This window comes from Sporosarcina thermotolerans, from assembly GCF_042658975.1.
Lineage (GTDB): Bacteria > Bacillota > Bacilli > Bacillales_A > Planococcaceae > Sporosarcina > Sporosarcina thermotolerans.
In genome coordinates, this window is record NZ_JBHSRM010000013.1 from 254,370 (window position 1) to 276,704 (window position 22,335).

Sequence of the window (22,335 nt, forward strand, 5' to 3'; positions counted from 1 at the left end):
ACCTTCTTTCTACCTCAAAAAATTATGTCATATTTCCACGCAAATGAAAAGAAGACCGACCTGTATACAGTCAGTCTTCCCGAAATTTTCTAGTCAACACAATTATTTATCATTGTTTTTGATTCTTTTTCGTTATTTTCTTATGTCTACTTGTGTTGTAATAAGAAGTTCATTGTCCAATGAGACGGTCCATGTTCCGGTGCCTTTTTTTCCTTGGTTTCGTGGAATGTATACGACATGGGATACTCTTTCCGCCTCGTCCTTATTTAACAATAAGACGATGGGTTTTTTTAACTTGCCGGTAATTCCGGGTAAAATGCGGTATTCGCCTTTTTTGGCAACCGTAACAAGATCATACGTATTAAATGTTTCACTCGCCAATTGTTCATGTATATTCCAGTCATTCCCGTTATTCAGCGTGACAACTATCAGTTTTTTGCCATCCTTTTCGAAATAAGTTGCGAGTGTTCTTCCAGCCGCTTTTGTGAAACCAGTCTTCCCGGCAATGACCGTTTTATTGGTATGAACAAGACGGTGTTTGTTTCGCCAACTTCTTACTTCGTCTCCTTTTCGATAGACAAAGTTCTCGGTTGATGCAATTTTTCTAAACTCATTATTTTTCATCGCAAAATAAAGCATAAGACCTGTCTCATAAGCAGTTGAAAGATGTTCTTCATGATGAAGTCCGGACGGATTTTTGAAGGTTGTCCGTTCGAAACCATATAACTTTGCTTTTTCATTCATTAGGTCAACAAAGCCATCAACAGATCCTCCAGCATGCTCAGCCAATGCAAATGCGGCATCATTTCCCGATCGTAACATCAACCCGTAAAGTAACGCATCACTATCCATTATTTCACCTTGTTGTGTATAGATGGACGAACCTTCCGCTGATGCTGCTGCAGGTGAAATAGTAATCTTCTCGCCTGCCGAACCACTTTCAAGAAAAGTTAGGGCAGTCCATATTTTAGTCAAACTGGCTATTGGCAACTGAAGATTTTCATTGGACCCATTCAACAAACGGCCCGTGTCTGCGTCGATTACCGCCCATGCACTTCCACCAAATGCGGCATCTTTTCTGTCATTTGGTAGTGGTGTTAATACAAGGGATACGAAAAGGACAATTGCAATTATCGTCCGCTTCAATCACTGTTTCCTCCTTCGTCAGTCATTTCGAATGCTTCTTGGAATTTTGTCATAAACAAATCAGTGTCTCCAAACGGTTCATCATTACTTTCCACCAATGGCGGCAACATATCGATTGACTCTAACCCGAATTTATCCAAAAACAATTCGGTCGTCCCATAAAGGATTGGTCTTCCGCTACTTTCTAAGCGCCCCTTTTCCATGATGAAACCTTTTGCTACGAGTGTTTGTATTGGACCATCGGATTTCACTCCTCGTAGATCATCTATTTCTACCCGTGTCACGGGCTGTTTATACGCTATAATGGCTAATACCTCAAGTGATGCCTGTGTAATAGGATTTCTTGTCGGATTTTCGAGCATACGCAAAATATCGTCTGCAAATTCAGCTTTCGTCACAAGGCGATATGACCCTCCATATAACCTCAACGTAATGCCCGAACTCAACCGATTTTCATAATTTAAACGAAGTTGCTCGGCAATGATAACGGCTGTCTCATCATCGGTTTGAAGCAATGTTGAAATGTTTTTCAATGTTAAACCGTCATCTCCTGCTATGAATAAAAAGCTTTCAAGCATGCCGATGATCCGATCATCGATTGTTTCCATAACTCTCCTCCATCCCGGTCGTAACAGTCATTTTCTCGAAATTACCATCTTGTAAAACGACGATATCTGACCTTTTCATCAACTCTAATAACGATAGAAATGTTACGACTAATCCTTCTATATCTCCTACTTCGAATAGTGAATCAAATTCGCAGCTGCCGCCTTGCCTTTCAAGTATAATCATAATATGATCCATCTTTTCACTAACAGAAATCTCAGCCCTCATAATACTGGCAGTCAGTGGTGCACGAAGTTTTTTCCTTTCAAGCATTTTTTGAAATGCTCCGATTAAGTCAAACACATTAAGTTTGTCCTCTGTTTCAGGGACAGTCAATTCCCCGTATTGCGATAAGTCCCCAGGAAGTTTCGTAAAATGAACAGAGCGTTCTTCTGCAGATTCTTTCAGTGAGATTGCTGCTTCTTTGTACTTTTTGTATTCGATCAATCGAGCAACCAGTTCGTCCCGTGGATCCTCTTCCATTTCAAAGTCGGATGATTCATCTATCTCTTCTCCTTCATGTACCGGCAAGAGCATTTTGCTTTTTATTTCAAGTAGGGTGGCGGCTAACACCAGATACTCGCTTAGTTCATCCAGTTGCAAAACACGCATAGTATGGAGGTGATCGATGTATTGACTAGTGAGTTCTGCCATCGGTATATCATAGATATCAATTTCAAGTCGGTTGATTAAATGTAATAATAGATCAAGAGGCCCTTCAAAGGCTTCTAGTTTCACTTTATATGTCATATAATTCCTCCATGCATTTATTGCGTATTTTTATTATGTATATATCCACTTGTTGCTTTTTCATAGTTAAATTGAAAGGATTTGATTACAAAATGGAACTATATTATCATCCGTTATTCTTAAAGTTTATTGGTTATTTCAATTGGAATCAAGACTACTTCGAATGCCATGAAGTACTAGAAGAGTATTGGAAATCAATACCTAATTATACGAAAGAGGATCCTCTTACTGCGTATATTCTATTGTCTACAGGACTTTACCATTGGCGAAGAGGTAATTTTAATGGCGCTAATCGAACACTTGTAAAAGCTCAAAAAAGGATGCTTGCTTTTCCCGCTTCTAAAGATACCAACTGCATCGATTATAAGAAACTTTTAAATGACATTGATCATTCCATAGAAAGAGTGAAAAAAGCCGAGTCGTTTTTACCTTTCACACTATCTTTGAACTCAAAAAGATTAAAAGCGTTGGTCAATGAAACTGTATCTACGATGGATCTTCTTCCTCTAAACAGTGATGCTGTCATTCATAAACATATGCTAAGGGATCGTAATGATATTCTTCTTGAACGCGAAAAGAAAAAGGGCAGACCAATTTGATCTGCTCCTTTTTGTTATTTCGGGTTATCTTCCCTGTTCAAACACTTCGTCATAAAGGATTTTGTATATTCATTACTCTTACATTCCAAATCGGGATAGAGTTCCCCAAGCTTCAAAATCATTTCTGTACCGATTCCCTCTCCGCGGAACGATGGATTAACCGATAAATGCATGACCGTATAAGAATTTTCATCCATTTTTAGCCCGACAAGGCCAATGAAGTCTTCACCTTGTTTTAGAAGATATAGATGCCAATGTTCATCATTCTCATACTTATGAATCGTTTCCTGCAGTTTTTTAACGACCTTTTCTCCAGGCATATACGAGAGCAAGCCCATTGCAATTTTTTCATATGCCTTTTTATATCGTAAAAGTATCATTAGGAATCCCTTCTTTTCAAAAAATCCTCATTTGTTAGCTAACCATCATGGTAATGGCAACTTCCGCTGAACAAAACTAATCGTACATGATATATGAGGATATATCAATGACCGAGGAAGTTTATTTATCCAATCCTGTTAAAGGGGCGATAAAATACCAGTACACTGCCCCCCAGATAAGCGCGATGAAGATTATGATTAAGAAAAGGATTAAATTTCGCTTTCTCATAACGATACTTCCTGCCCTGTCTTTTGAAGCGGTACATCCAGTCTAATTATATCTTCATATGTTTCCCTTCGGACAACTAATTGGTCGTGCCCATTTTCACAAAATACAATGGCTGGCTTCGGGAGACGATTATAGTTGCTGGCCATGGAGTATGTGTATGCACCTGTGCAAAAAACAGCTATGAGATCACCTTCTTCAGGATCAGCAATGAAGGCGTCCTCAATGATTTTATCACCAGATTCACAACATTTTCCGGCAATCGTCACTCTATCGGAATGTGGAGCCATCATCCGATTAGCCGTAACTGCCGTATATTTCGCTCCATAAAGCGCTGGTCGTATATTATCCGACATACCTCCATCGACAGCAACATAAGTCCTTACGCCTGGCACTTCTTTCATACTTCCGGTCGTATAAAGTGTAGTTCCAGCATCCCCTACAAGAGATCGACCCGGTTCAATCCAGATCTCCGGTACCGGATAATTATGCTTTCTCGTCATCGATAAAACGACATTTTCCATTTCCTCAACGTACTTTGATGGGGCGAGCGGTTTATCATCAACTGTATAGCGTATTCCAAATCCGCCTCCAAGATTAAGAACAGAACAAGTGAATTTGAATTTTTCGCGCCACTCGATCATTTTATACATTAATGCCTCCGCAGCGATACGGAAAGCATCTGTTTCGAAAATTTGTGAGCCGATATGGCAATGCATCCCTAACAATGTAATGTATGGGTGGTTGTACAATTTCAGGAATGCATCATCTGCCTGTCCGTTCTTTAAATCGAAACCAAACTTAGAATCTTCCTGTCCAGTTGTGATGAAATCATGCGTTTCAGCATTGACCCCAGGAGTAACACGTAAGAGGATTTGCATCTTCTGTTGACGAGCTTCAGAAATTTCCTTAATCATTTCTATTTCCAAAAAGTTGTCAACTACAATACATCCTATTTTTTCATCAAATGCATACTGTAGTTCCGTATAGCTTTTATTATTCCCGTGAAAATGAATCTTCTCACGTGGGAAATCAGCCGTAGCCGCTGTATATAGTTCTCCTCCTGAAACTACATCAAGAGAGAGGTCCATCTCTTTTGCAATCTCATAGATCGCAATGGAAGAAAATGCTTTACTCGCATATGCAACCTGAGCTTTGATGCCAGCTTTTTTGAATGTTTCTTTAAATGCTATAGCACGTTCCCTAAATAAAGCGATATCGTAGACAAGCAAAGGCGTCCCATATACTTGTGCAAGGTCGACCGTATCCACGCCGCCTATCGTCAAATGGCCAAGTTCATTCACCGATTGAGTACCATATAGGTGCATATTCCATTCCTCCAAGTCTTATTGATAAAACTTTATCATATCTGGAAGGTTGGAAGCAATCCCCTACGAAAGCCTATCCCTGTTAGGTGAGTCTGTTATGAAAGGTCTTGGTGCATCCAATGTCATTGGATATCTAATGATTACACGCCGCATCGCGGCTGGAAAGAACGGTAAGAGTGGCCATAGATATGGAACACCCATTGGCTTAAGGGATGCTAAGTAGTAGACAAGAAGCACAATCCCCAAAAAGAACCCTGGTGCTCCCAAAATACCGGTTAAAACAAGTATGAAAACCCTAAACACCTTCGTCGTTAAACTTAATTCAAATGAAGGGATTGCAAACGTAAATATCGCACTTACAGCCACGTATAAAATTACCTCTCCGGTGAACAATCCTACATCAATAGCTACCTGACCAATAACGATTGCTGCAACGAGTCCCATTGCGGTCGACATCGGATTCGGTGTATGAATGGCCGCCATTCGTAGTACCTCGATACCGATATCCGCCATAAGTAGTTGGACGATCAACGGTACAGACCCTGGATCATTTGGTCCGATATAATTCAGCATAACTGGCAAATATTGCTGATGGGTTGCAACCAAATACCAAAACGGAAGAAGAACCATACTAATTAGCGCACCGAACAATCTTATCCACCTAACAAAGGTACCTGTAAATGGGGATTGACGATATTCCTCGGCATGCTGTAAATGATCAAATAAGGTTATAGGAACTAAAATTACAGAAGGAGATGTATCGACAATTACAGCAATATGTCCTTCCAAGAGGTAGGCTGCAGTAATGTCTGGCCTTTCCGTAAAACGAACAAAAGGCATTGGATGAAATCTCTGTTTGAAAAGAAACTCCTCCAAAGACTTATCAGTCATCGTCAGGCCATCGTGTTTGATCTCGTCAAGTCTTTTGCGAATAAGTGAAAGATGCTCCTCACTGGCAGCACCTTTCATATATGTGATTGCCACATCCGTTTTTCCATTTACTGTCGTTGAATGCATTTCAAAACGAAGATCTTCTGTCTTTAATCTTCTTCTTACAAGCGCGGTATTAACGATAATGTTTTCAGTAAAACCGTCCCTTGAACCTCTTATAACCTTTTCGGTGTCGGGTTCCTCAGGATTTCTTCCCGGTGAGCTTCGTAAATCGGCAAGGAAAGCATAGCCATTCGGTAAAATAAAACCGACTAAACCACTTAATATAGATGTAAGTAATGTATCCCGTTCATCCACATCTTCCAATGCGTAGTAAGGGAAATAATTTAAAAACCATTCAGGGTCATCTTTATGGCCCTCTTTTTTGTCGAACCCTTCTTGCATTTCAGCTAATAGAATTGTCAAAAGCTGTCCATCCATAAGTCCGTTAATATAAAACATCATAACTGGCATTTCCCAAAGATGGACTGTTTTTGCGGTTGCATCAAATGTTTCATTCTTGCCAAATTTACTTTCAAACCATTTTTCTGCTTCTTTCAAAGATGTGAATAACTTCGCCATGCTTAGTCCGCCCTCACTTTATTGTCACTTTCATCTTGTTGTGAGCTCATCCATGTCTTTAATTGGGCAAGTATCTTTTTTTCTAATCGGGAAACCTGTACTTGGGAAATGCCGATTCTTTCGGCAATATCACTTTGTGTGTAGTCAAGGTAATACCTCATATAGATGATTGTCTGATCACGTTTATTAAGTTTTGAAACTACATCTCTTAGAGGTATATGATCGAAGAATCTTTCAGAACGATCGTCCCGAAGTTGATCCATCAATGTCAAACTATCTCCTTCGTTTTCATATAGTTGCTCATGAAGAGAAGCAGGATCTCTTAATGCGTCTGAAGCTAAAATCACTTCATCTACAGACACTTCCAATGCCTCTGCAATTTCAGAGACGGACGGCGATTTACCATGGTTTTTAATATAATTATCAGTTGCATGGCGGATTTTAAAACTTAATTCGCGAATCGATCTACTTACTTTCACCATGCCGTCATCCCTTAAGAATCGTTGGATTTCTCCTACAATCATGGGCACAGCATAAGTGGAGAATTTCACGTCATAGGACAAATCAAATTTGTCTATCGATTTCATAAGTCCAATGCATCCGATTTGAAACAGATCTTCAAGATCCGCTCCTCGCGTTGAAAAACGTTGCACGATGGACCAAACTAATCTTGTATTCCCTTCAACCATCATGCGCCTTGCGTCCTTATCCCCCTCCTGGGATTGCTGGATAAGAACTCTCATTTTTTCCTGGGACAAAAGAGCATCTTGTCTTTCAACAGATGTATCCATCGGTCACCTCATTCTGCTTACTTCCGTGACCGGAGAAAACGTTTTCTCAAATCGAACTACCGTCCCATTACCAAGCGTAGATTCTACGGAAAGACTGTCTGAAAAACTTTCCATAATCGTGAATCCCATTCCGGATCTTTCCATTAATGGCTTTGTTGTAAACATGGGCTCCATAGCTTGTTCCACATCAAAAATACCTTCGCCATTGTCCTCGACGGTCATCATAACCTTGTTGTCGTCAATCACGGCATGAATCGTAACCAAACTTTTACCATCACAATTATATCCATGGATAATTGCGTTAGTGACGGCTTCCGAGACAATCGTTTTGAACTCTGAAATTTCTTCAAGTGTCGGATCGAGTGGTGTGATGAAACAAGTCATCGCCATTCTCGCCAACGCTTCATTCTCTTCAATCGCAACGAAAGATAATGTCATTTCATTTCTCATATAAGACCCCTCCGATTTCACCAATTACACTGTCGATTGAGCCATGCCTGATATTGGAACCCAAACCTGAAAAGTTAAAAATCTTTTCCATCGTAGGAGACGGATTTACGATGATGGTTTCCCCATTGAATGGTGCAAGATCGCGCATTCTTCCTAAAATAAGGCCAATCCCCGCGCTATCCATGAATCCAAGCCGGCTTAAATCCCAAACGATTCCCCGTATTTTCCCCGTGAAGATAGAGGAAGATATAGTGGAACGAATCTTGTTTGCTTCAAGATTGTCCAACTCCCCTGCCAACGTTACTACCATAATGCCATCAATTTGTTTAATTTCAGCCATGCTGAATCCCTCCTTTATGCGGAACTATTCAACACGGGAAGTGGAAAACCCTTTTGCTCGACAGAAGTAGTCATACAATTCTTAAATCTCCTATCTTTCGACATTGCGTTCTACCTTAAAAGCCTATCCATTTTAAGGACGGTTTACACATGAAAGGAAATAAATTCTTATAGAATCTTTTGAAACGGATACCAAATAAAAAAACCATTCCTCGAACATTTTTGCTGTTCAAGGAATGGTTTATTTCATTCAGTAATCATTTTCTTAATTAACTCAGGTTTTTCTTGTATGTTATCTGAAACATGAATATGTTTTTGGATCAATTCGATGGATTTTGCTACATTTTCATTATTTGAATGAATAATAGCTAACGGCTCGCCCGCTGTAACAGTATCCCCTATTTTTTTCTCCAAAATAATGCCTACAGCCAAATCGATTTCGTCTTCTTTGGTCGCTCTTCCTGCTCCAAGTAGCATTGCAGCTACACCGATTTCATCTGCTTCCATTTTTGAAATGGTACCGGTAACAAGCGCCGGAACTTCGATTTCGTATTTTGCAGTTGGCAATAACGATGTGTCATGAATAATGCGAGCGTCTCCGCCTTGCGCTTCGATTAACTTGCCGAATAACTCCAAAGCCGAGCCGTCCGCAATGACGGCCTCCAACATTTTCCGAGCCTCTTCAAGCGAATCAGCTTTTTTGCCAGCCACAATCATCTTACTGCCTAAGACAAAACAGAGTTCGGTTAAATCTTCTGGTCCCTGCCCTTTTAGTGTATCAATCGCCTCTTTGATTTCAAGTGCGTTTCCGATTGCAAACCCTAAAGGCTGGCTCATATCGGAAATAACCGCCATCGTATCGCGACCAACCTGATGTCCGATTGATACCATCGAGTGAGCCAAAGCTTCAGCGTCTTCTTGCGTTTTCATAAATGCGCCATCACCTGTTTTGACATCCAAAACAATGGCATCTGCACCTGCAGCAATTTTTTTACTCATAATTGAACTTGCAATTAGCGGGATGCTGTTTACTGTAGCAGTGACATCACGCAATGAATACAGTTTTTTATCCGCAGGAGTCAGATTGCCGCTTTGCCCGATTACGGCAAGCTTAAGATCATTCACCTGTTTGACGAATTGCTCTTCCGTAAGTTCAATATGAAAACCTTCTATAGATTCAAGCTTATCAAGTGTACCGCCAGTATGTCCTAATCCTCTTCCGCTCATTTTGGCTACAGGTACACCACATGCCGCCACTAACGGTACTAAAATAAGAGTTGTCGTATCCCCTACTCCACCTGTGGAGTGCTTATCCACTTTGACACCTTCAATGGCAGATAAATCGATTTGATCGCCTGATTCAACCATCGCCAACGTCAAGTGCCCTTGCTCCTCGGCTGTCATTCCTTTAAAGTATACTGCCATTAAAAATGCACTTGCTTGATAATCCGGAATGGATCCATTTGTATATCCATCGATGAAAAATGTTATCTCATCTTTCGTAAGTGTTTCCCCGTCCCTTTTTTTCTCGATAATGTCAACCATTCTGAACACAGTCATCACACCTTTTCCGTTAATAAACTTAAAAAGCTTTCTCCAAACTGAGGTAGCTTCACGCCAAAGTTATCGGCAATTGTTGCACCAACATCCGAGAATGTATTCCGTAAAGGCAATTCGCCACCCTGTTTAAACAACGGTGAGTAAATAATAAGTGGAACATACTCCCTCGTATGATCAGTTCCGCTATGCACAGGGTCATTCCCGTGATCCGCCGTTATGATTAGCAAGTCGTCATCTTTAAGAGCCTTCATGATTTCTGGAATACGAGCATCAAAATCTTGTAATGCATTTCCGTAACCGATTGGATCTCTGCGGTGGCCATATAAGGCATCGAAATCAACAAGATTTGTAAAGCTTAGCCCATTAAAATCCGATTTCATGACGTCAAGCAATTTATCAACGCCATCCATATTACTTACCGTTCGTACCGCTTCCGTAACACCTTCTTCATTGAAAATGTCGGAAATTTTACCGACTGCAATAACAGATTGACCCACATCTTTCAGTTCATTCATGACGGTTCGATCGAAAGGCTTTAATGCATAGTCATGACGGTTTGTTGTACGTATGAAATTTCCAGGTTCGCCGACAAACGGTCTTGCGATTACCCTTCCAACAAGAAATTCAGGTTTTAACGTAATCTCGCGGGCTATTTCACAAATACGATATTGCTCTTCGATTGGTATGATTCCTTCGTGGGCAGCAATTTGAAGAACGGGATCGGCTGATGTATAGACAATTATTGCACCTGTTTTCATATGTTCTTCACCAAGCTCCTGGATGATTCCGGTTCCACTTGCTGGTTTATTGCCAATAACCTTCCTACCCGTCCTTTGCTCCAACTCTTCAATCAGTTCCCGAGGGAATCCGTTCGGATACACTTTAAATGGTTTATCGATATTAAGCCCCATCATTTCCCAGTGTCCTGTCATTGTATCTTTACCGACTGAGGCTTCTTGCATTTTTCCATAAAGCCCGATTGGATTTGGTTCGACATCGATTCCTTCAATTTCCTTTATATTCGATAAACCCAATTTTCCCATGTTCGGCATCTTCAAGCCGCCCATTCTTTCTCCAATATGTCCAAGTGTATCCGCACCCACATCACCGAAAAGTTCGGCATCCGGGGCTTCTCCGATCCCTACCGAGTCAAGAACTATTAAATGAATACGTTTAAATTGTTGTTTTTCCATATCGATTCCTCCAGTTTGTGTCACTGTATCTTTGAGTCTTCAAGCTCTTGGATGGAACTTTACATAAACATCCTTAAGCCTTGCCTTACTTACATGTGTATAAATCTGTGTTGTTGAAATATCCGCATGGCCAAGCATTTCCTGTACTGCACGGATGTCAGCACCATTTTCAATAAGATGAGTCGCAAAAGAATGACGTAAAATATGCGGCGTCAGTTCTTTTTGTATACCCGCTTTAACAGCATACCCTTTTAATATTTTCCAACAACCTTGCCTTGTCAAGCGGGTCCCCCTCATATTAACAAAAAAGGCATTTGTCCCTTTTGTTTTTGCAATGAATTCAGGACGCGCTTCCTTTAAATATGTAGAACATGCTCTTAATGCACCGCCGCCAAGTGGTATAATCCTTTCCTTACCACCCTTGCCAAATACGCGGACGAATCCCATTGACAAATGGACATCCTCGACATCAAGACCTATTAGTTCACTGACCCGCATTCCAGTACCATAAAGCAATTCCATAAGGGCGACATCTCGTTTCCCTTGAAATTTACTGCTCTCCGGCATTGATATTAGCTTGTCCACTTCTGCAACTGAAAGTACAGATGGTAATTTTTGCTCAAGCTTAGGCATTTCAAGGTGAACGGTCGGATCTTGTGTCGTCACTTTTTCACGTAATAGGAATTGATGAAAAGACCTCACCGAAGATATATGACGAGCTATCGTCCGAGAAGATTTCCCTTCTTCTTTCAATTTATGCAAATGTCGTAAAATGGAAGAACGATCTATTTTGTCAATCGATTCCATACCAATCTTTTCCATTGCATCAATATATTCAACAAGATCCCGTTTATAGGACGAAATTGTGTTTTTGGAAAGTTGCCTTTCTACCTTTAGAAAGTGCATATAATCTTCCAACGCAAATTTTCCATCTTTCATATTAAGCAGGCAAAATCGTTCAAGCCATTCCCTCCCTTACACTTAAATGACAAAAAGGGACAGCATCTCGCCATCCCTCTTTCACTTTTTACTCTCATTGCCTGAAGACTTACAACTTTGACAAACACCATGGAATGTCAACCAGTGGTCCTTAACAGTAAAACCATATCGGCTTTCGACAATTTTCTCCACATCGCCCAATAGATCTTCTTGTATTTCAGCAACTTTACCACATTCAATACAAATAAGATGATGGTGAAATCGTGATGCTCCTTCTTGTCGTAAATCATATCGGGAGACACCGTCACCAAAATTAATCTTGTCAACAATTTTCAATTCTGTCAGCAGTTCCAATGTCCGGTAGACAGTGGCCAAGCCAATTTCTGGTGCCTTCTCTTTAACAAGTAAAAAAACATCTTCAGCACTTAAATGATCTTCTTCGTTTTCAAGAAGGACCAAGACCGTAGCTTCCCGCTGAGGCGTCAACTTATAGCTGGCCCCGTGCAATTGCTTTTTGATCCGTTCAATCCGGCTCTCCATATGACGCCCCCCTCAACACTAAATCCATTATATCAAATGGGCCTTCAGTGTGACAACAGAAAGGGAATATGAAACTATTAAATGAGTTATTTGATAAGAAAATGAAAAATGGTCATTTCTATTAAAAAGATCAATAAACATAGGCCAGCTAAGAAAGGAACCGCTTGTAAGTTCCGTCCTTTCCTTGAAATCCGATTGAAAAATGGGGGACTTAAAACATTGCAGTAAACCAAATAAAGATAGCTAGACACTAGTTGGAACGGGAACCACCAAATTGTATATGCCCATAATTTCATCCCTGAAGAGAGAAGATATGAAGATGATAATCCAAATAAAACGCACTTTACTGCACCGACAAAAAGAATGGCATGTCTTGTTTTACTATTCATCGAAAGAAGAAATGCAACAACGAAAAATATAATTAATGTCAATAAAGGTCTTATAAAACTTCCTTCACTGGACGAGATAACTCTTGGATCGAAAAACCCGATCCAGTTTTCGGATGCAACGACTGGAATTTCTCTAAACAACAATGCCCCGCCGATATAACCGACGGCTAGTACGATAAATAGATGGATAAATGATAAGGAACGGACCATAGGTTTCACCTCCGCATCGTTTCTATAACGTATGCTTGTCCGTTCCTAAATAGCTCATTTATTTAAAAGTATTTTTGCGTAAAGGATCCCAAAAGCTGTTTTGGCATCATAAATCCTTTCATCTATCACCATTTGCTCGGCTTCTTCGAGTGTACATTCTATTATATTAATGAATTCATCCTCATCCCCCATTGCCGGCTTTTCTATTTTATATAATCCTTTCGCAACGAAAATATGAATAATTTCGTTTGCAAAACCAGGTGACGTGGCAAATGACTGAATATAGTTGAAATGATTAGCCCCGTACCCCGTCTCTTCCTCCAATTCACGGAGGGCAGTCACTTCAATATCTTCACCGGGTTCGATCTTGCCAGCGGGGATTTCGATGATGGAACGGTTCAATGCCTTTCTGTATTGCTCAACGAGAACAAGTTTCCCATCTTCTGTAATTGGAATGATGGCAACAGCCCCCGGATGACCAACAAGTTCCCTTTTCGCTTGCTTGCCGTCGGGTAATTCGACTTCTTCAACACGTAGCGATATAATTTTCCCTTCGAACAATACATCGGATGAAATAGTTTTTTCCTCAAAACGATTATTCATTTTGACACACTCCTTTTCTCTTCCCAAGCAACAATTCTTTCCCTATTAACCTCTACATTGTACAGTGAAGTGAAGTGGATGAAAACAATTGTGGAGGTGCTCTGATGAAAAAAAGAGAGATTGGTAAGAGTGGTTTATATGCATCGGAACTTGGACTCGGGTGTATGTCGTTCCCTGACGACTTGGATGAAGTGAAAAACATCGTAGACGCGGCGCTGCACGCGGGCATCAATTTCTTTGATACTGCGGATTTATATGCTGGTGGCAAAAATGAGGCTTTGGTCGGAGAAGCGTTAAAAGGCCGACGTGATGAAATCATCCTTGCGACAAAGGTCGGCAACCGAATGCTTCCTAACGAGGAAGGCTGGCGCTGGGATGCATCGAAGAAATATATAAAAGAGGCTGTAAAAATGAGCTTAAAACGCCTTAAAACGGACTATATCGACCTGTATCAATTGCACGGTGGAACAATGGAGGATAATGTGACTGAAACGATTGAAGCATTCGAGGACTTGAAAAAGGAAGGACTCATCCGGCAATACGGAATTTCTTCGATTCGACCGAATGTCATCAAACGTTTTTTAACAAGCAGCTCCGCCGTATCCGTCATGATGCAATACAGTCTGTTGGATCGCCGGCCTGAGGAATGGTTTCCCATGATTCACGAAGCGGGAGCATCCGTAATCACAAGAGGGACATTGGCAAAGGGATTATTAACGGATGAAGGTGTAGCAAGGGCGGAAAAAATGAACAGCTTTGCTGAATATGGTCCAGAAGATTTAAAGAAGACTGTTCGGAAAGTACATGAATCCACGAATGATGTGCATGCGTCCGCTCTTTCATTCAACTTAAACGAAGATGTTGTTGCTTCCGCGTTAATTGGGGCCAGCTCAACGGATCAACTCCTTGATTCGATTCTCGCTTATGAAAAGTTGGTGGAGCAATCTGAGGTGGACTCCATCACGCAATTGACCGAATCACATCAATACGTGCAGCACCGACCGTAAGTCTGTAACATTATCGAAATAAATCTGTAATGATTAGGAAACTATTTCAAGGGTATCTAACAAGTAGGCAACAATTAAAGATTACACCTTGGAGGAGATTTCAATGAAATTACTAACTGAAGACAAGAAATGGTTAAAACTTGGAGCTGCAACATTCCTATCCGTAGGATTACTCGCAGCATGTGCAGATGGCGAAGACGATACGGACGTAGATATCAATAATCCACCTGCCGATGTAGAAGATGGCACAGATACAAATGTCGATCTTGACGTGGATGATGGTTCTGATACGGACACGGATACGGATGACAGCAAATAATTCAGCAAAAAAGAGACCTCATTCAGGTCTCTTTTTTTACGTAGAAACTCCGAATAGTATACAAACATCATAAATTCAAACCTTTTATCTCGTAATCATTACCAATATTTCAAAAGGGTTAAGTCCACCTAAAAACCGTTTATTCTTTTCAACTTCGGCTATATATGGACTGTAGGCCACTACAAAAATATCAAACTAAAAGGAGAGATATTACAATGGCTAAAAACAACAATAATAATAACAATCGTGGAAAAATGTCGTTAGAGGAAGCTGGACGTAAAGGCGGAGAAGCTACTGCAAAGAATCATAACAGGGATTTCTATGAAGAGATTGGGCGTAAGGGTGGAGAGGCCACAGCCGAAAACCATGATAGGGGTTTCTACGAAGAGATCGGGCGTAAAGGTGGAGAAGCTACCGCTCGAAATCATGACAGAGATTTCTATGAAGAAATCGGACGTAAAGGCGGAGAAGCCCGTGCTCAACAAAATGAAAACAATAATAACGGCCGTTAAATAGCAAAACACAAATAGTTTACAGGCCTAAACAGCCGGAAGAGTTTAGCATTACCTCTTCCGGATGTTTTTTTGTATAGCTCATGCAGTTATTCCAGTAACGTCTAATTCCAATACAATCGGGCAATGATCGCTTCCCATTATATGTGGGTGGATATCAGCAGTTTTCAATAAGTGATTTAAACGCTCGGAAACGATGAAATAATCAATGCGCCAACCGATGTTTCTCTCCCTTACATTTCTCATATAGGACCACCAAGTATAGGCATGTTCAACTTCTGGATTTAAATGACGGAACGTGTCGATGAAGCCCGCATTTAATAATGCAGTCATTTCCCCTCTTTCTTCATCGGTAAAGCCGGAGTTCCCAACATTCGTTTTAAAATTACGGATATCGATGTTTTGATGAGCAACATTTAAATCTCCACAGAAAATGACTGGTTTTACTTGATTCAGCTGAATTAAGTAGTCTCTCATTCTTGCTTCCCAGTCCATTCTGAAAGGAAGCCGGGCCAAATCCCTTTGTGCGTTTGGTGCGTAGACATTTACTAAGTAGAACTGTGGGAATTCCAATGTTAGAATTCGTCCTTCATCTTCTGTATCCAAATCGCCTACTCCATATTTGACGCTTAGTGGCTTTTCTTTTGTGAAAACTGCCGTACCTGAATAGCCTTTTTTCAATGCATAGTTCCAATACTGGTGGTACCCCTCCAGCTCGAGCTCGATTTGTCCGCTTTGCAATTTTGTTTCTTGAATGCAGAAAATGTCTGCGTCCTGTTCTCCGAAATAATCGAGAAAGCCTTTCTTGACACAGGCTCTTAATCCATTAACATTCCACGAGATCAATTTCATGATAAAAACTCCTTCATTAAACACTACATTTCATTGTACTAAAAAAGAGAGTGTCCTGAAAGAATAATAGCGGTAAGATGATTTGCTTTGGACGCATTGGAATTCTCGTTCTTCGATGAAAAGTTCTCGTTTACGTATCCAGAGTTCTCGTTCCTCATTGGAAAGTTCTCATTACCACTCCTGAATTTCTCGTTCTCCATTAAAAAGTTCTCATTTACCAAATGCTACACAAAAAAATGCTGTCCAGACTATTTCCTGGACAGCTTCTTTACAAGTTCTATTATTTTGCGTTAAATGCAACTGCGATTTTCGCACCAACCACAGCGTTATTTTTAACTAAAGCGATATTCGCTTCAAGGCTACGGCCTTCTGTAAGATCTTTCACTTTACCTAACATGAATGGTGTAACGTCTTTTCCTGCAATGTTTTGCTCTTCTGCTTCTTTAAGCGCCGTATTAATGATACCGTCGATGAACGACTTTTCCATAGCATCTGCTACTGGAATTGGATTAGCGATAACTGCGCCGCCTTTTAAGCCAAGGTCCCATTTCACACGAAGAATGTCAGCAACTGTCTCTGGGTTGTCCACGCGGATGTTAAGTTTGAAATCACTTTCACGCGTAAAGAATGCCGGAAGGACATCCGTGCCGTAACCAACGACTGGTACACCATTCGTTTCCAAATATTCGAGTGTCAATCCGAGATCAAGGATTGATTTCGCACCGGCACAAATGACAGCAACATCTGTTTGCGCAAGCTCTTCCAAGTCAGCAGAAATATCCATTGTCGTCTCAGCTCCACGGTGGACGCCGCCGATTCCGCCAGTTACGAAAATTTTAATGTCCGCAAGAGCTGCAGCAATCATTGTAGTCGCAACTGTTGTCGCTCCAAGTTGTTTTGTTGCAAGTAGATACGCAAGGTCACGTCTTGATGCTTTTGCAACTCCTTGACTATTACCGAACATTTCAAGTTCATCATCTGAAAGACCGATTTTGATCTTCCCGTCAATAAGGGCAATTGTTGCAGGAACTGCACCGTTGTCGCGGATGATTTGCTCTACTTCGCGTGCAGTTTGCACGTTTTGCGGATAAGGCATACCGTGTGAGATGATTGTAGATTCTAATGCAACTACCGGTTTTCCTGCAGCAAACGCCTCTTGTACTTCGTTTGAATACTCTAGATATTGTTTCATGATAATTCCTCCAATTCTTTTTTAAGAAGTTCTCTGTTCAATTCTGGTCTTACTGTAAAGGGGCTCTCTAGTGTTTTTGCCGCATTCATTAATCCCATACGGATATTGTCTTCCAAAGAACCTTCCACTAAATGTCCATGAAGCAATCCTGAGACAAACGCATCCCCTGCCCCGGTCACATCTTCTACATGCACATTTTGCACGGCAGGGAAACGGATTGGTTCCCCCCCAGATGCAGCCGCCATGATTCCTCTCGATCCGGCTGTGACAACAACATTTTCAGCACCAAATTTTAGTAATTCCTGGACAGCTTTCTTCCAGTCCGCTTCATTGTCGATTGTTAGACCTGTATAAGTCTCTGCTTCATCCTGATTGCAGATGAACCATGTCACTCCTTTTAGGTCACTCGGCATCCTATTCATCTTTGGTGAAGAAACGGGAATGATTACAAGTTGGTTTCCTTTTTGACTTGCTAAGTTTTTAATATAATCGACAGATTCTTTTGGACAGTTTAAATCAATGATGATCATAGATGCGTTTGAGATGACCCTCGATTTTTCCTCTAAGTAGACAGTATTCAGCGAATCATAGATTTCCATATTCGCTAAAGCGATGACAAGTTCTCCCGTCGGATCCAAAACTGCTGAGTAGGAGCCCGTTGATTTACCAATCAATTGGCCTACATCCGAAACGTCCATATAGGACGAGGATACCCTCGAAATTACATCCCAGTCACTATCATTTCCAGCAACCGTCAAAAGTCTGACATGATGCTGTAGGCGACCTAAGTTTTCAGCAATGTTTCGAGCTACTCCTCCGACAGAAACAGTCATCGAAGCAGGATTGGAAGTTCCAAGTTTAGTTTCTTCATTTAAATGGAATTTCCTATCTATATTTGCACCGCCAATACAGATAATTTCCTTTTCTTCTGGGATAATATATGCTCGACCCGAAATCTTCCCCTGTTTAATCAAACCGGAAATGAGATTTGCTAACGTTGGTCTTGACATGCTAAGGGCATCAGCCATTTCTTGTTGCGATAAATAAGGGTTGACTCGAATTAAGTCAAGAACAGCCCTTTCCTTTTCATTCAATTCCATCACCCTTTAAACATTTGTTTTTATTATAAACTTTTGTTTTATATATTTCAAGAAAAAGTTTGATCGACACTATATAAAGATAAGTCAATGTCTACAGTATGCCCAAGGGCCATGTTAGCTAACTGCTTTCCAAGGTATGGACCGACAGTTAACCCTGATGCACCTAAACCATTAGCAAATAGTAGCTCGGGATGTCCGGGCACTTCACCGATTATCGGCAAAAATCCTGGCGTAAACGGCCGTAAACCAACCCGTACTTCTTCAAATGTCGCTTCTGCCAAACCCGGCACAACTTTCATCGCCTTATCTAAAACTTCATACATTCCACCCGCTGTAGGTTCAAAAATGTTACGGGCCTCATCTTCATGTGTAGCGCCAACTATAATTTTCCCGTCATCTGACGGCACGATATATTGGTCGGTGGGTGGCATGACGACTGGCCATTCTGATGTATCTTGAATCGGCAACCGCAAATGAACGATTTGTGCCTTCTGTCCAGTCACCGATACATTTAACCCAAGTGGTTCCAACAGGTTACCAGCCCACACTCCAGCAGTAATGATCACTTTAGATGCTTTAATTAATTCCCCATCCACTATGATGCCATCTACTTTATTTCCCTCTGTAGTCAGTTTCGCAGAGCCAAACCTCACCGATGCTCCATGCTTTCTTGAAGCATTGATAAGTGCATCCCTCAATGCTCTCCCATCGACCCGTGCAGCTCCCTCTACAAAGATTGATGAAAATCCTTCCGATAATGGCGGAAATAGATTTGTCGTCAATGTTTCATTCAACAGTTTGACTTCTCCGATTTCCGGTGCTTCTGTCCTTCTTTTTAGTGCTCGCTCTTGTATCTTCTCAAGCTTACCCATTTCACTATGTAAACTAATCGCGCCTACCCTTCGGTACCCCGTTTTAGTCTCGCCGTCTTCCTCCAACTGTTTTATCAATTCCGGATAATAGGATGCTCCTCCTTTTGCCAAAGCATACCAGGCTTTATTTCTTCGTTGCGAAATCCAAGGGCAAATGATCCCTGCTGCGGCATCTGTTGCCTGTCCTTTATCCTTTCGATCGACAAGTATTACTTCCGATCCCGTTCTCGCCAAAAAGTAAGCAGTTGACGCACCTAAGATTCCCCCACCGATTATGATGAAACGTTCCATATTAAACACCTTTTCTCTTTTTAGGTATAGTGTACAAGCTAAAATTCATACATACAAACATAGTCGAAATGAAACCGTTTTCATAATTGAAATAATAATGAAATAATTCCAATCTTTATTTTCTTTTCGAAAAGAAGTATAATTATTCTTATTAATTAGTACATAACAAAAAACTAAAACGAGGAGATTTGATCGGCATGAGAAATTTACCCATCCAGACTATACTGAGCGATTCAAGAAAAGAGAAGCCGAATCCAGAGACACTTGTTTTCGGTAGAAGTTTTACCGATCATATGTTCACCGCGGAGTATGATGAAGGGATAGGATGGCATAGTCATCGAATTGTACCATATGCCCCTGTCACTTTGGATCCTGCTGCAATTGTTTTCCACTACGGTCAAACAGTTTTTGAAGGTTTAAAAGCGTATCGGTCAAGTGATGGAACGGTAAGGCTTTTCCGTCCTGAAGAGAATATGAAAAGGATGAACCAATCATTAGACCGCCTATGCATGCCTAAAATTGATGAAGAAATGGCATTACAAGCGCTAACTGAACTTATCCAAATTGAAAAGGATTGGATTCCTACCCTAAAAGGCACTTCACTATATATCAGGCCATTTGTGATAGCAAATGAGGCTTTTCTTGGAGTTGCTCCATCTAAAAAGTATCAATTCTTCATTATTCTATCCCCAGTAGGCTCATATTATAAAGAGGGCATTCACCCTATTAAGATTCTTGTTGAGAATGAATTCGTCAGAGCAGTAAAAGGCGGTACGGGCGGGGCAAAAACTGCTGGGAATTATGCATCCGGATTAAAAGCCCAAGAAGTTGCAAATGAACGCGGGCTTTCCCAAGTTCTTTGGCTGGATGGAGTTGAACGTAAATATATCGAGGAAGTCGGCAGTATGAATATCTTCTTTAAAATAGATGGGGAAGTTGTTACCCCTGCCATCAATGGCAGTATCCTTGAAGGTATTACCCGTAAATCGATTCTTCACTTGCTCCATCATTGGAATATCCCGGTTGCAGAGAGAAAAGTTTCAATAGAGGAAATCCAGGAAGCTTTTGAAGCAGGAAAGCTTGAAGAGGTATTCGGAACAGGAACTGCGGCCGTCATTTCACCTGTTGGAGAATTGAATTGGGACGGTTATAAAATGGTCGTAAACGATGGAAAAACTGGCCCCTTGGCAAGGCAGCTATTCAATACGTTAACAAATATTCAAACCGGACTTGCAGAGGATCCCTTTGACTGGGTCTTGGAATTGAAAAACGAGTTGGCTAAGCTCGCATAAAAAAGGCAGAGAGGAAATTGCACAATTCCTCTCTGCCAATTTCTATAGGCTTACAATCTATGCGATCTTTTGATATCGATTCAATAAAATATCAAGTTCTTGGCTACAGGCGACCACTTCAGGATGTGTCAGTCCACGATTTTTTGCTTTTTCTACCATCTCGGTCCTTTTGATGAAAATCATTACAGATAAAATCTGTTTATCAATCAATCCCATTTGCAACTAATCCTCCATCAATTTATTATCCTTGCTCATCATAATTGACTTTCACTGAAAAAAATGTCGGATTATGTAACGACAATCGAAAGTTTAGACACTTGTCATAAATCTGTCACAATTAAAAAGGATAGGCATGTATATTTTAATACATACCCATCCTTATAGGATATAAACTTATATTTGACGAATTATCTTGCTTCAGGGAACATACGATTAATGCTTGTCGTCACTTCTTCAAAGAAGCCTGCCACAGGATGACCAGCCCGTATTTGATTTCCATATTCCGTAAAACTTTGTGCCACTTCTGGATTAAAGGAAATGTACACATTATTGAAATCAGTACGAACTTTCCTTACTTCATCCGCAATCTTGGTCTTTAATGCCTCATCTTCTTTTACACCCTTCTTCAAGACAACTCCAATATACGCGTTGCGGTTAGTCACTAATACATTGGAACTTTCCACTTCTTTAAGCGCAGTGATTTTATCTGCAACATCGTCAGCAACTTCGACATTCGTCTCTCCGGTTGTGTTGTTCACAGTACCGTTATTGTTAGTACCGTTATTGTTCATAGTACCGTTATTATTTAATGTACCGTTTGTTCCTGCAGCGCTCTCTCCAGTCCTATTTACGTCATTGGCAGCATTGTTATCCGTTGTAGTCTTAGGATTATTTGTTCCGCATCCAATTAATAAAACCGTCAAAACCAAAGATAATGGAACCAAAGCTATTTTTCTCATCGTTAATCACTCCTTATTTTTTCTTTCAACTGTATGATGTGTAAAATACGCTTTTCTATTCACAAAAAAAAAAAACGGATGACAAACCCATCCGTTTTCAGTAAAAAATCATTAAAATTTCGAACCACTATCTCCATATTCGTCCAAAAGTTCCGCAAAAGATTTATTCTTTTCCCGCTCTAATTTTTCTTTTCGTATTTTTTCGAGACGCTCTTCTTCCTTCGCCTGTGCACTTGCCAACAACTCTTTTTTCGCCTCTTTTAATTTATCTACAATATCATTATCGAGTGAATCCATAAGAGTTGCCTTTTCGTTCTCTTGCTTTTTCGGCGAAAGCTGTTTCTTCGTTTTTTTCTTTGCCATACGGTTCACCTTCTT

27 protein-coding genes are annotated in these 22,335 nt (G+C 40.7%); 5 read left to right on the forward strand and 22 right to left on the reverse strand.

What is annotated here, in order from left to right; translation table 11 throughout:
* Positions 1–132: 132 nt before the first annotated feature.
* Genes ACFPZG_RS09115 through ACFPZG_RS09125 form a run of 3 tightly spaced genes read right to left on the reverse strand, consistent with a single transcriptional unit; the run spans position 133 to position 2,502 of the window.
* Positions 133–1,146: a D-alanyl-D-alanine carboxypeptidase family protein gene (locus tag ACFPZG_RS09115; RefSeq protein ID WP_317940060.1), complete on the reverse strand. Its 1,014-nt coding sequence runs from the start codon at positions 1,144–1,146 to the stop codon at positions 133–135.
* The gene (gene scpB / locus ACFPZG_RS09120; RefSeq protein WP_283731802.1) at positions 1,143–1,754 is read right to left on the reverse strand and encodes an SMC-Scp complex subunit ScpB; all 612 of its coding nucleotides are present in this window, start codon (positions 1,752–1,754) and stop codon (positions 1,143–1,145) included. The genes ACFPZG_RS09115 and scpB overlap by 4 nt, the downstream gene beginning before the upstream one ends.
* A complete protein-coding gene (locus tag ACFPZG_RS09125) occupies positions 1,738–2,502 on the reverse strand; it encodes a segregation/condensation protein A (protein WP_317940061.1) in 765 nt (254 codons plus the stop codon). Before ACFPZG_RS09125 ends, scpB begins: the two co-directional genes overlap by 17 nt.
* A gap of 92 nt (positions 2,503–2,594) precedes the next feature.
* Here ACFPZG_RS09125 and ACFPZG_RS09130 point away from each other — a divergent pair, with 92 nt between their 5' ends.
* Positions 2,595–3,101 (forward strand): DUF309 domain-containing protein, encoded by a 507-nt coding sequence (locus ACFPZG_RS09130; protein ID WP_317940062.1) that lies wholly within the window; start codon positions 2,595–2,597, stop codon positions 3,099–3,101.
* 14 nt (positions 3,102–3,115) lie between these two features.
* Here ACFPZG_RS09130 and ACFPZG_RS09135 read toward each other — a convergent pair whose 3' ends face one another.
* The 12 genes from ACFPZG_RS09135 to ACFPZG_RS09190 form a co-directional block, all read right to left on the reverse strand.
* The gene (locus ACFPZG_RS09135; protein ID WP_283734628.1) at positions 3,116–3,478 is read right to left on the reverse strand and encodes a GNAT family N-acetyltransferase; all 363 of its coding nucleotides are present in this window, start codon (positions 3,476–3,478) and stop codon (positions 3,116–3,118) included.
* A 228-nt stretch (positions 3,479–3,706) separates the two neighbouring features.
* The gene (gene lysA / locus ACFPZG_RS09140) at positions 3,707–5,035 is read right to left on the reverse strand and encodes a diaminopimelate decarboxylase (RefSeq protein ID WP_283731800.1); all 1,329 of its coding nucleotides are present in this window, start codon (positions 5,033–5,035) and stop codon (positions 3,707–3,709) included.
* A gap of 63 nt (positions 5,036–5,098) precedes the next feature.
* Positions 5,099–6,547: a spore germination protein gene (locus tag ACFPZG_RS09145; RefSeq protein ID WP_317940063.1), complete on the reverse strand. Its 1,449-nt coding sequence runs from the start codon at positions 6,545–6,547 to the stop codon at positions 5,099–5,101.
* A 2-nt stretch (positions 6,548–6,549) separates the two neighbouring features.
* The gene (locus ACFPZG_RS09150; protein WP_317940064.1) at positions 6,550–7,338 is read right to left on the reverse strand and encodes a SigF/SigG family RNA polymerase sporulation sigma factor; all 789 of its coding nucleotides are present in this window, start codon (positions 7,336–7,338) and stop codon (positions 6,550–6,552) included.
* Between the two features lie 3 nt (positions 7,339–7,341).
* Positions 7,342–7,788, reverse strand: a complete 447-nt coding sequence (gene spoIIAB / locus ACFPZG_RS09155; RefSeq protein WP_283734627.1) for an anti-sigma F factor — start codon at positions 7,786–7,788, stop codon at positions 7,342–7,344.
* Positions 7,778–8,128, reverse strand: coding sequence for an anti-sigma factor antagonist (locus ACFPZG_RS09160; protein ID WP_317940065.1), 351 nt, complete (start codon positions 8,126–8,128; stop codon positions 7,778–7,780). The genes spoIIAB and ACFPZG_RS09160 overlap by 11 nt, the downstream gene beginning before the upstream one ends.
* Before the next feature lie 245 nt (positions 8,129–8,373).
* Positions 8,374–9,687 carry a pyrimidine-nucleoside phosphorylase gene (locus tag ACFPZG_RS09165; protein ID WP_381426816.1) on the reverse strand — a complete coding sequence of 438 codons (1,314 nt, stop codon included), beginning with the start codon at positions 9,685–9,687 and terminating at the stop codon, positions 8,374–8,376.
* Positions 9,687–10,880, reverse strand: a complete 1,194-nt coding sequence (deoB, locus tag ACFPZG_RS09170; RefSeq protein ID WP_283731799.1) for a phosphopentomutase — start codon at positions 10,878–10,880, stop codon at positions 9,687–9,689. The genes ACFPZG_RS09165 and deoB overlap by 1 nt, the downstream gene beginning before the upstream one ends.
* A 39-nt stretch (positions 10,881–10,919) precedes the next feature.
* Positions 10,920–11,819 carry a site-specific tyrosine recombinase XerD gene (xerD, locus tag ACFPZG_RS09175; protein WP_283731798.1) on the reverse strand — a complete coding sequence of 300 codons (900 nt, stop codon included), beginning with the start codon at positions 11,817–11,819 and terminating at the stop codon, positions 10,920–10,922.
* Between the two features lie 81 nt (positions 11,820–11,900).
* Entirely contained in the window at positions 11,901–12,359 is a 459-nt protein-coding gene (fur, locus tag ACFPZG_RS09180) for a ferric iron uptake transcriptional regulator (protein ID WP_283731797.1), read from the reverse strand.
* 86 nt (positions 12,360–12,445) lie between these two features.
* On the reverse strand, positions 12,446–12,958 hold the full coding sequence (locus tag ACFPZG_RS09185; protein ID WP_317940066.1) for a hypothetical protein: 513 nt from the start codon (positions 12,956–12,958) through the stop codon (positions 12,446–12,448).
* Positions 12,959–13,012: 54 nt separating this feature from the next.
* Positions 13,013–13,561 (reverse strand): NUDIX hydrolase, encoded by a 549-nt coding sequence (locus tag ACFPZG_RS09190; RefSeq protein ID WP_283731795.1) that lies wholly within the window; start codon positions 13,559–13,561, stop codon positions 13,013–13,015.
* 104 nt (positions 13,562–13,665) lie between these two features.
* Between ACFPZG_RS09190 and ACFPZG_RS09195 the strand changes: the two genes are divergently transcribed.
* The 3 genes from ACFPZG_RS09195 (at position 13,666) to ACFPZG_RS09205 (ending at position 15,399) form a co-directional block, all read left to right on the forward strand.
* Positions 13,666–14,568 carry an aldo/keto reductase gene (locus ACFPZG_RS09195; protein WP_283731794.1) on the forward strand — a complete coding sequence of 301 codons (903 nt, stop codon included), beginning with the start codon at positions 13,666–13,668 and terminating at the stop codon, positions 14,566–14,568.
* A 103-nt stretch (positions 14,569–14,671) separates the two neighbouring features.
* The gene (locus tag ACFPZG_RS09200) at positions 14,672–14,887 is read left to right on the forward strand and encodes a hypothetical protein (protein WP_283731793.1); all 216 of its coding nucleotides are present in this window, start codon (positions 14,672–14,674) and stop codon (positions 14,885–14,887) included.
* A 215-nt stretch (positions 14,888–15,102) separates the two neighbouring features.
* Complete coding sequence (locus ACFPZG_RS09205) at positions 15,103–15,399, forward strand: KGG domain-containing protein (protein WP_283731792.1); 297 nt, start codon at positions 15,103–15,105, stop codon at positions 15,397–15,399.
* Between the two features lie 81 nt (positions 15,400–15,480).
* Here the strand turns inward: ACFPZG_RS09205 and ACFPZG_RS09210 are convergent, their stop codons facing one another.
* From ACFPZG_RS09210 to ACFPZG_RS09225, 4 genes are all read right to left on the reverse strand, one after another.
* Positions 15,481–16,251 (reverse strand): exodeoxyribonuclease III, encoded by a 771-nt coding sequence (locus ACFPZG_RS09210; RefSeq protein WP_317940067.1) that lies wholly within the window; start codon positions 16,249–16,251, stop codon positions 15,481–15,483.
* A 280-nt stretch (positions 16,252–16,531) separates the two neighbouring features.
* Positions 16,532–17,443: a pseudouridine-5'-phosphate glycosidase gene (locus ACFPZG_RS09215; protein WP_283731791.1), complete on the reverse strand. Its 912-nt coding sequence runs from the start codon at positions 17,441–17,443 to the stop codon at positions 16,532–16,534.
* Positions 17,440–18,537 (reverse strand): PfkB family carbohydrate kinase, encoded by a 1,098-nt coding sequence (locus tag ACFPZG_RS09220; RefSeq protein WP_317940068.1) that lies wholly within the window; start codon positions 18,535–18,537, stop codon positions 17,440–17,442. Before ACFPZG_RS09220 ends, ACFPZG_RS09215 begins: the two co-directional genes overlap by 4 nt.
* 53 nt (positions 18,538–18,590) lie before the next feature.
* Positions 18,591–19,706 (reverse strand): NAD(P)/FAD-dependent oxidoreductase, encoded by a 1,116-nt coding sequence (locus tag ACFPZG_RS09225; RefSeq protein WP_317940069.1) that lies wholly within the window; start codon positions 19,704–19,706, stop codon positions 18,591–18,593.
* 197 nt (positions 19,707–19,903) lie between these two features.
* Between ACFPZG_RS09225 and ACFPZG_RS09230 the strand changes: the two genes are divergently transcribed.
* A complete protein-coding gene (locus ACFPZG_RS09230) occupies positions 19,904–20,998 on the forward strand; it encodes a branched-chain amino acid aminotransferase (protein ID WP_317940070.1) in 1,095 nt (364 codons plus the stop codon).
* Positions 20,999–21,055: 57 nt separating this feature from the next.
* Here ACFPZG_RS09230 and ACFPZG_RS09235 read toward each other — a convergent pair whose 3' ends face one another.
* The 3 genes from ACFPZG_RS09235 to ACFPZG_RS09245 all read right to left on the reverse strand — a co-directional run bounded on the left by ACFPZG_RS09235 (position 21,056) and on the right by ACFPZG_RS09245 (position 22,320).
* The gene (locus tag ACFPZG_RS09235) at positions 21,056–21,214 is read right to left on the reverse strand and encodes an aspartyl-phosphate phosphatase Spo0E family protein (protein WP_283731790.1); all 159 of its coding nucleotides are present in this window, start codon (positions 21,212–21,214) and stop codon (positions 21,056–21,058) included.
* Between the two features lie 191 nt (positions 21,215–21,405).
* Positions 21,406–21,957 (reverse strand): YhcN/YlaJ family sporulation lipoprotein, encoded by a 552-nt coding sequence (locus ACFPZG_RS09240; protein WP_283731789.1) that lies wholly within the window; start codon positions 21,955–21,957, stop codon positions 21,406–21,408.
* Positions 21,958–22,068: 111 nt separating this feature from the next.
* Entirely contained in the window at positions 22,069–22,320 is a 252-nt protein-coding gene (locus ACFPZG_RS09245) for a YqkE family protein (protein WP_283731788.1), read from the reverse strand.
* Between the last annotated feature and the right edge of the window lie 15 nt (positions 22,321–22,335).

Coding starts and splice junctions, on each gene's coding strand:
- ACFPZG_RS09195 (WP_283731794.1), top strand. CDS start 13,666: ATGAAAAAAAGAGAGATTGGTAAGAGTGGTTTATATGCATCGGAACTT.
- ACFPZG_RS09200 (WP_283731793.1), top strand. CDS start 14,672: ATGAAATTACTAACTGAAGACAAGAAATGGTTAAAACTTGGAGCTGCA.
- ACFPZG_RS09210 (WP_317940067.1), bottom strand. CDS start 16,251: ATGAAATTGATCTCGTGGAATGTTAATGGATTAAGAGCCTGTGTCAAG.
- ACFPZG_RS09235 (WP_283731790.1), bottom strand. CDS start 21,214: ATGGGATTGATTGATAAACAGATTTTATCTGTAATGATTTTCATCAAA.
- ACFPZG_RS09215 (WP_283731791.1), bottom strand. CDS start 17,443: ATGAAACAATATCTAGAGTATTCAAACGAAGTACAAGAGGCGTTTGCT.
- ACFPZG_RS09245 (WP_283731788.1), bottom strand. CDS start 22,320: ATGGCAAAGAAAAAAACGAAGAAACAGCTTTCGCCGAAAAAGCAAGAG.
- ACFPZG_RS09130 (WP_317940062.1), top strand. CDS start 2,595: ATGGAACTATATTATCATCCGTTATTCTTAAAGTTTATTGGTTATTTC.
- ACFPZG_RS09125 (WP_317940061.1), bottom strand. CDS start 2,502: ATGACATATAAAGTGAAACTAGAAGCCTTTGAAGGGCCTCTTGATCTA.
- ACFPZG_RS09165 (WP_381426816.1), bottom strand. CDS start 9,687: ATGACTGTGTTCAGAATGGTTGACATTATCGAGAAAAAAAGGGACGGG.
- ACFPZG_RS09205 (WP_283731792.1), top strand. CDS start 15,103: ATGGCTAAAAACAACAATAATAATAACAATCGTGGAAAAATGTCGTTA.
- spoIIAB (WP_283734627.1), bottom strand. CDS start 7,788: ATGAGAAATGAAATGACATTATCTTTCGTTGCGATTGAAGAGAATGAA.
- ACFPZG_RS09230 (WP_317940070.1), top strand. CDS start 19,904: ATGAGAAATTTACCCATCCAGACTATACTGAGCGATTCAAGAAAAGAG.
- ACFPZG_RS09190 (WP_283731795.1), bottom strand. CDS start 13,561: ATGAATAATCGTTTTGAGGAAAAAACTATTTCATCCGATGTATTGTTC.
- ACFPZG_RS09160 (WP_317940065.1), bottom strand. CDS start 8,128: ATGGCTGAAATTAAACAAATTGATGGCATTATGGTAGTAACGTTGGCA.
- ACFPZG_RS09145 (WP_317940063.1), bottom strand. CDS start 6,547: ATGGCGAAGTTATTCACATCTTTGAAAGAAGCAGAAAAATGGTTTGAA.
- scpB (WP_283731802.1), bottom strand. CDS start 1,754: ATGGAAACAATCGATGATCGGATCATCGGCATGCTTGAAAGCTTTTTA.
- lysA (WP_283731800.1), bottom strand. CDS start 5,035: ATGCACCTATATGGTACTCAATCGGTGAATGAACTTGGCCATTTGACG.
- ACFPZG_RS09150 (WP_317940064.1), bottom strand. CDS start 7,338: ATGGATACATCTGTTGAAAGACAAGATGCTCTTTTGTCCCAGGAAAAA.
- ACFPZG_RS09240 (WP_283731789.1), bottom strand. CDS start 21,957: ATGAGAAAAATAGCTTTGGTTCCATTATCTTTGGTTTTGACGGTTTTA.
- fur (WP_283731797.1), bottom strand. CDS start 12,359: ATGGAGAGCCGGATTGAACGGATCAAAAAGCAATTGCACGGGGCCAGC.
- ACFPZG_RS09185 (WP_317940066.1), bottom strand. CDS start 12,958: ATGGTCCGTTCCTTATCATTTATCCATCTATTTATCGTACTAGCCGTC.
- xerD (WP_283731798.1), bottom strand. CDS start 11,819: ATGAAAGATGGAAAATTTGCGTTGGAAGATTATATGCACTTTCTAAAG.
- ACFPZG_RS09225 (WP_317940069.1), bottom strand. CDS start 19,706: ATGGAACGTTTCATCATAATCGGTGGGGGAATCTTAGGTGCGTCAACT.
- deoB (WP_283731799.1), bottom strand. CDS start 10,880: ATGGAAAAACAACAATTTAAACGTATTCATTTAATAGTTCTTGACTCG.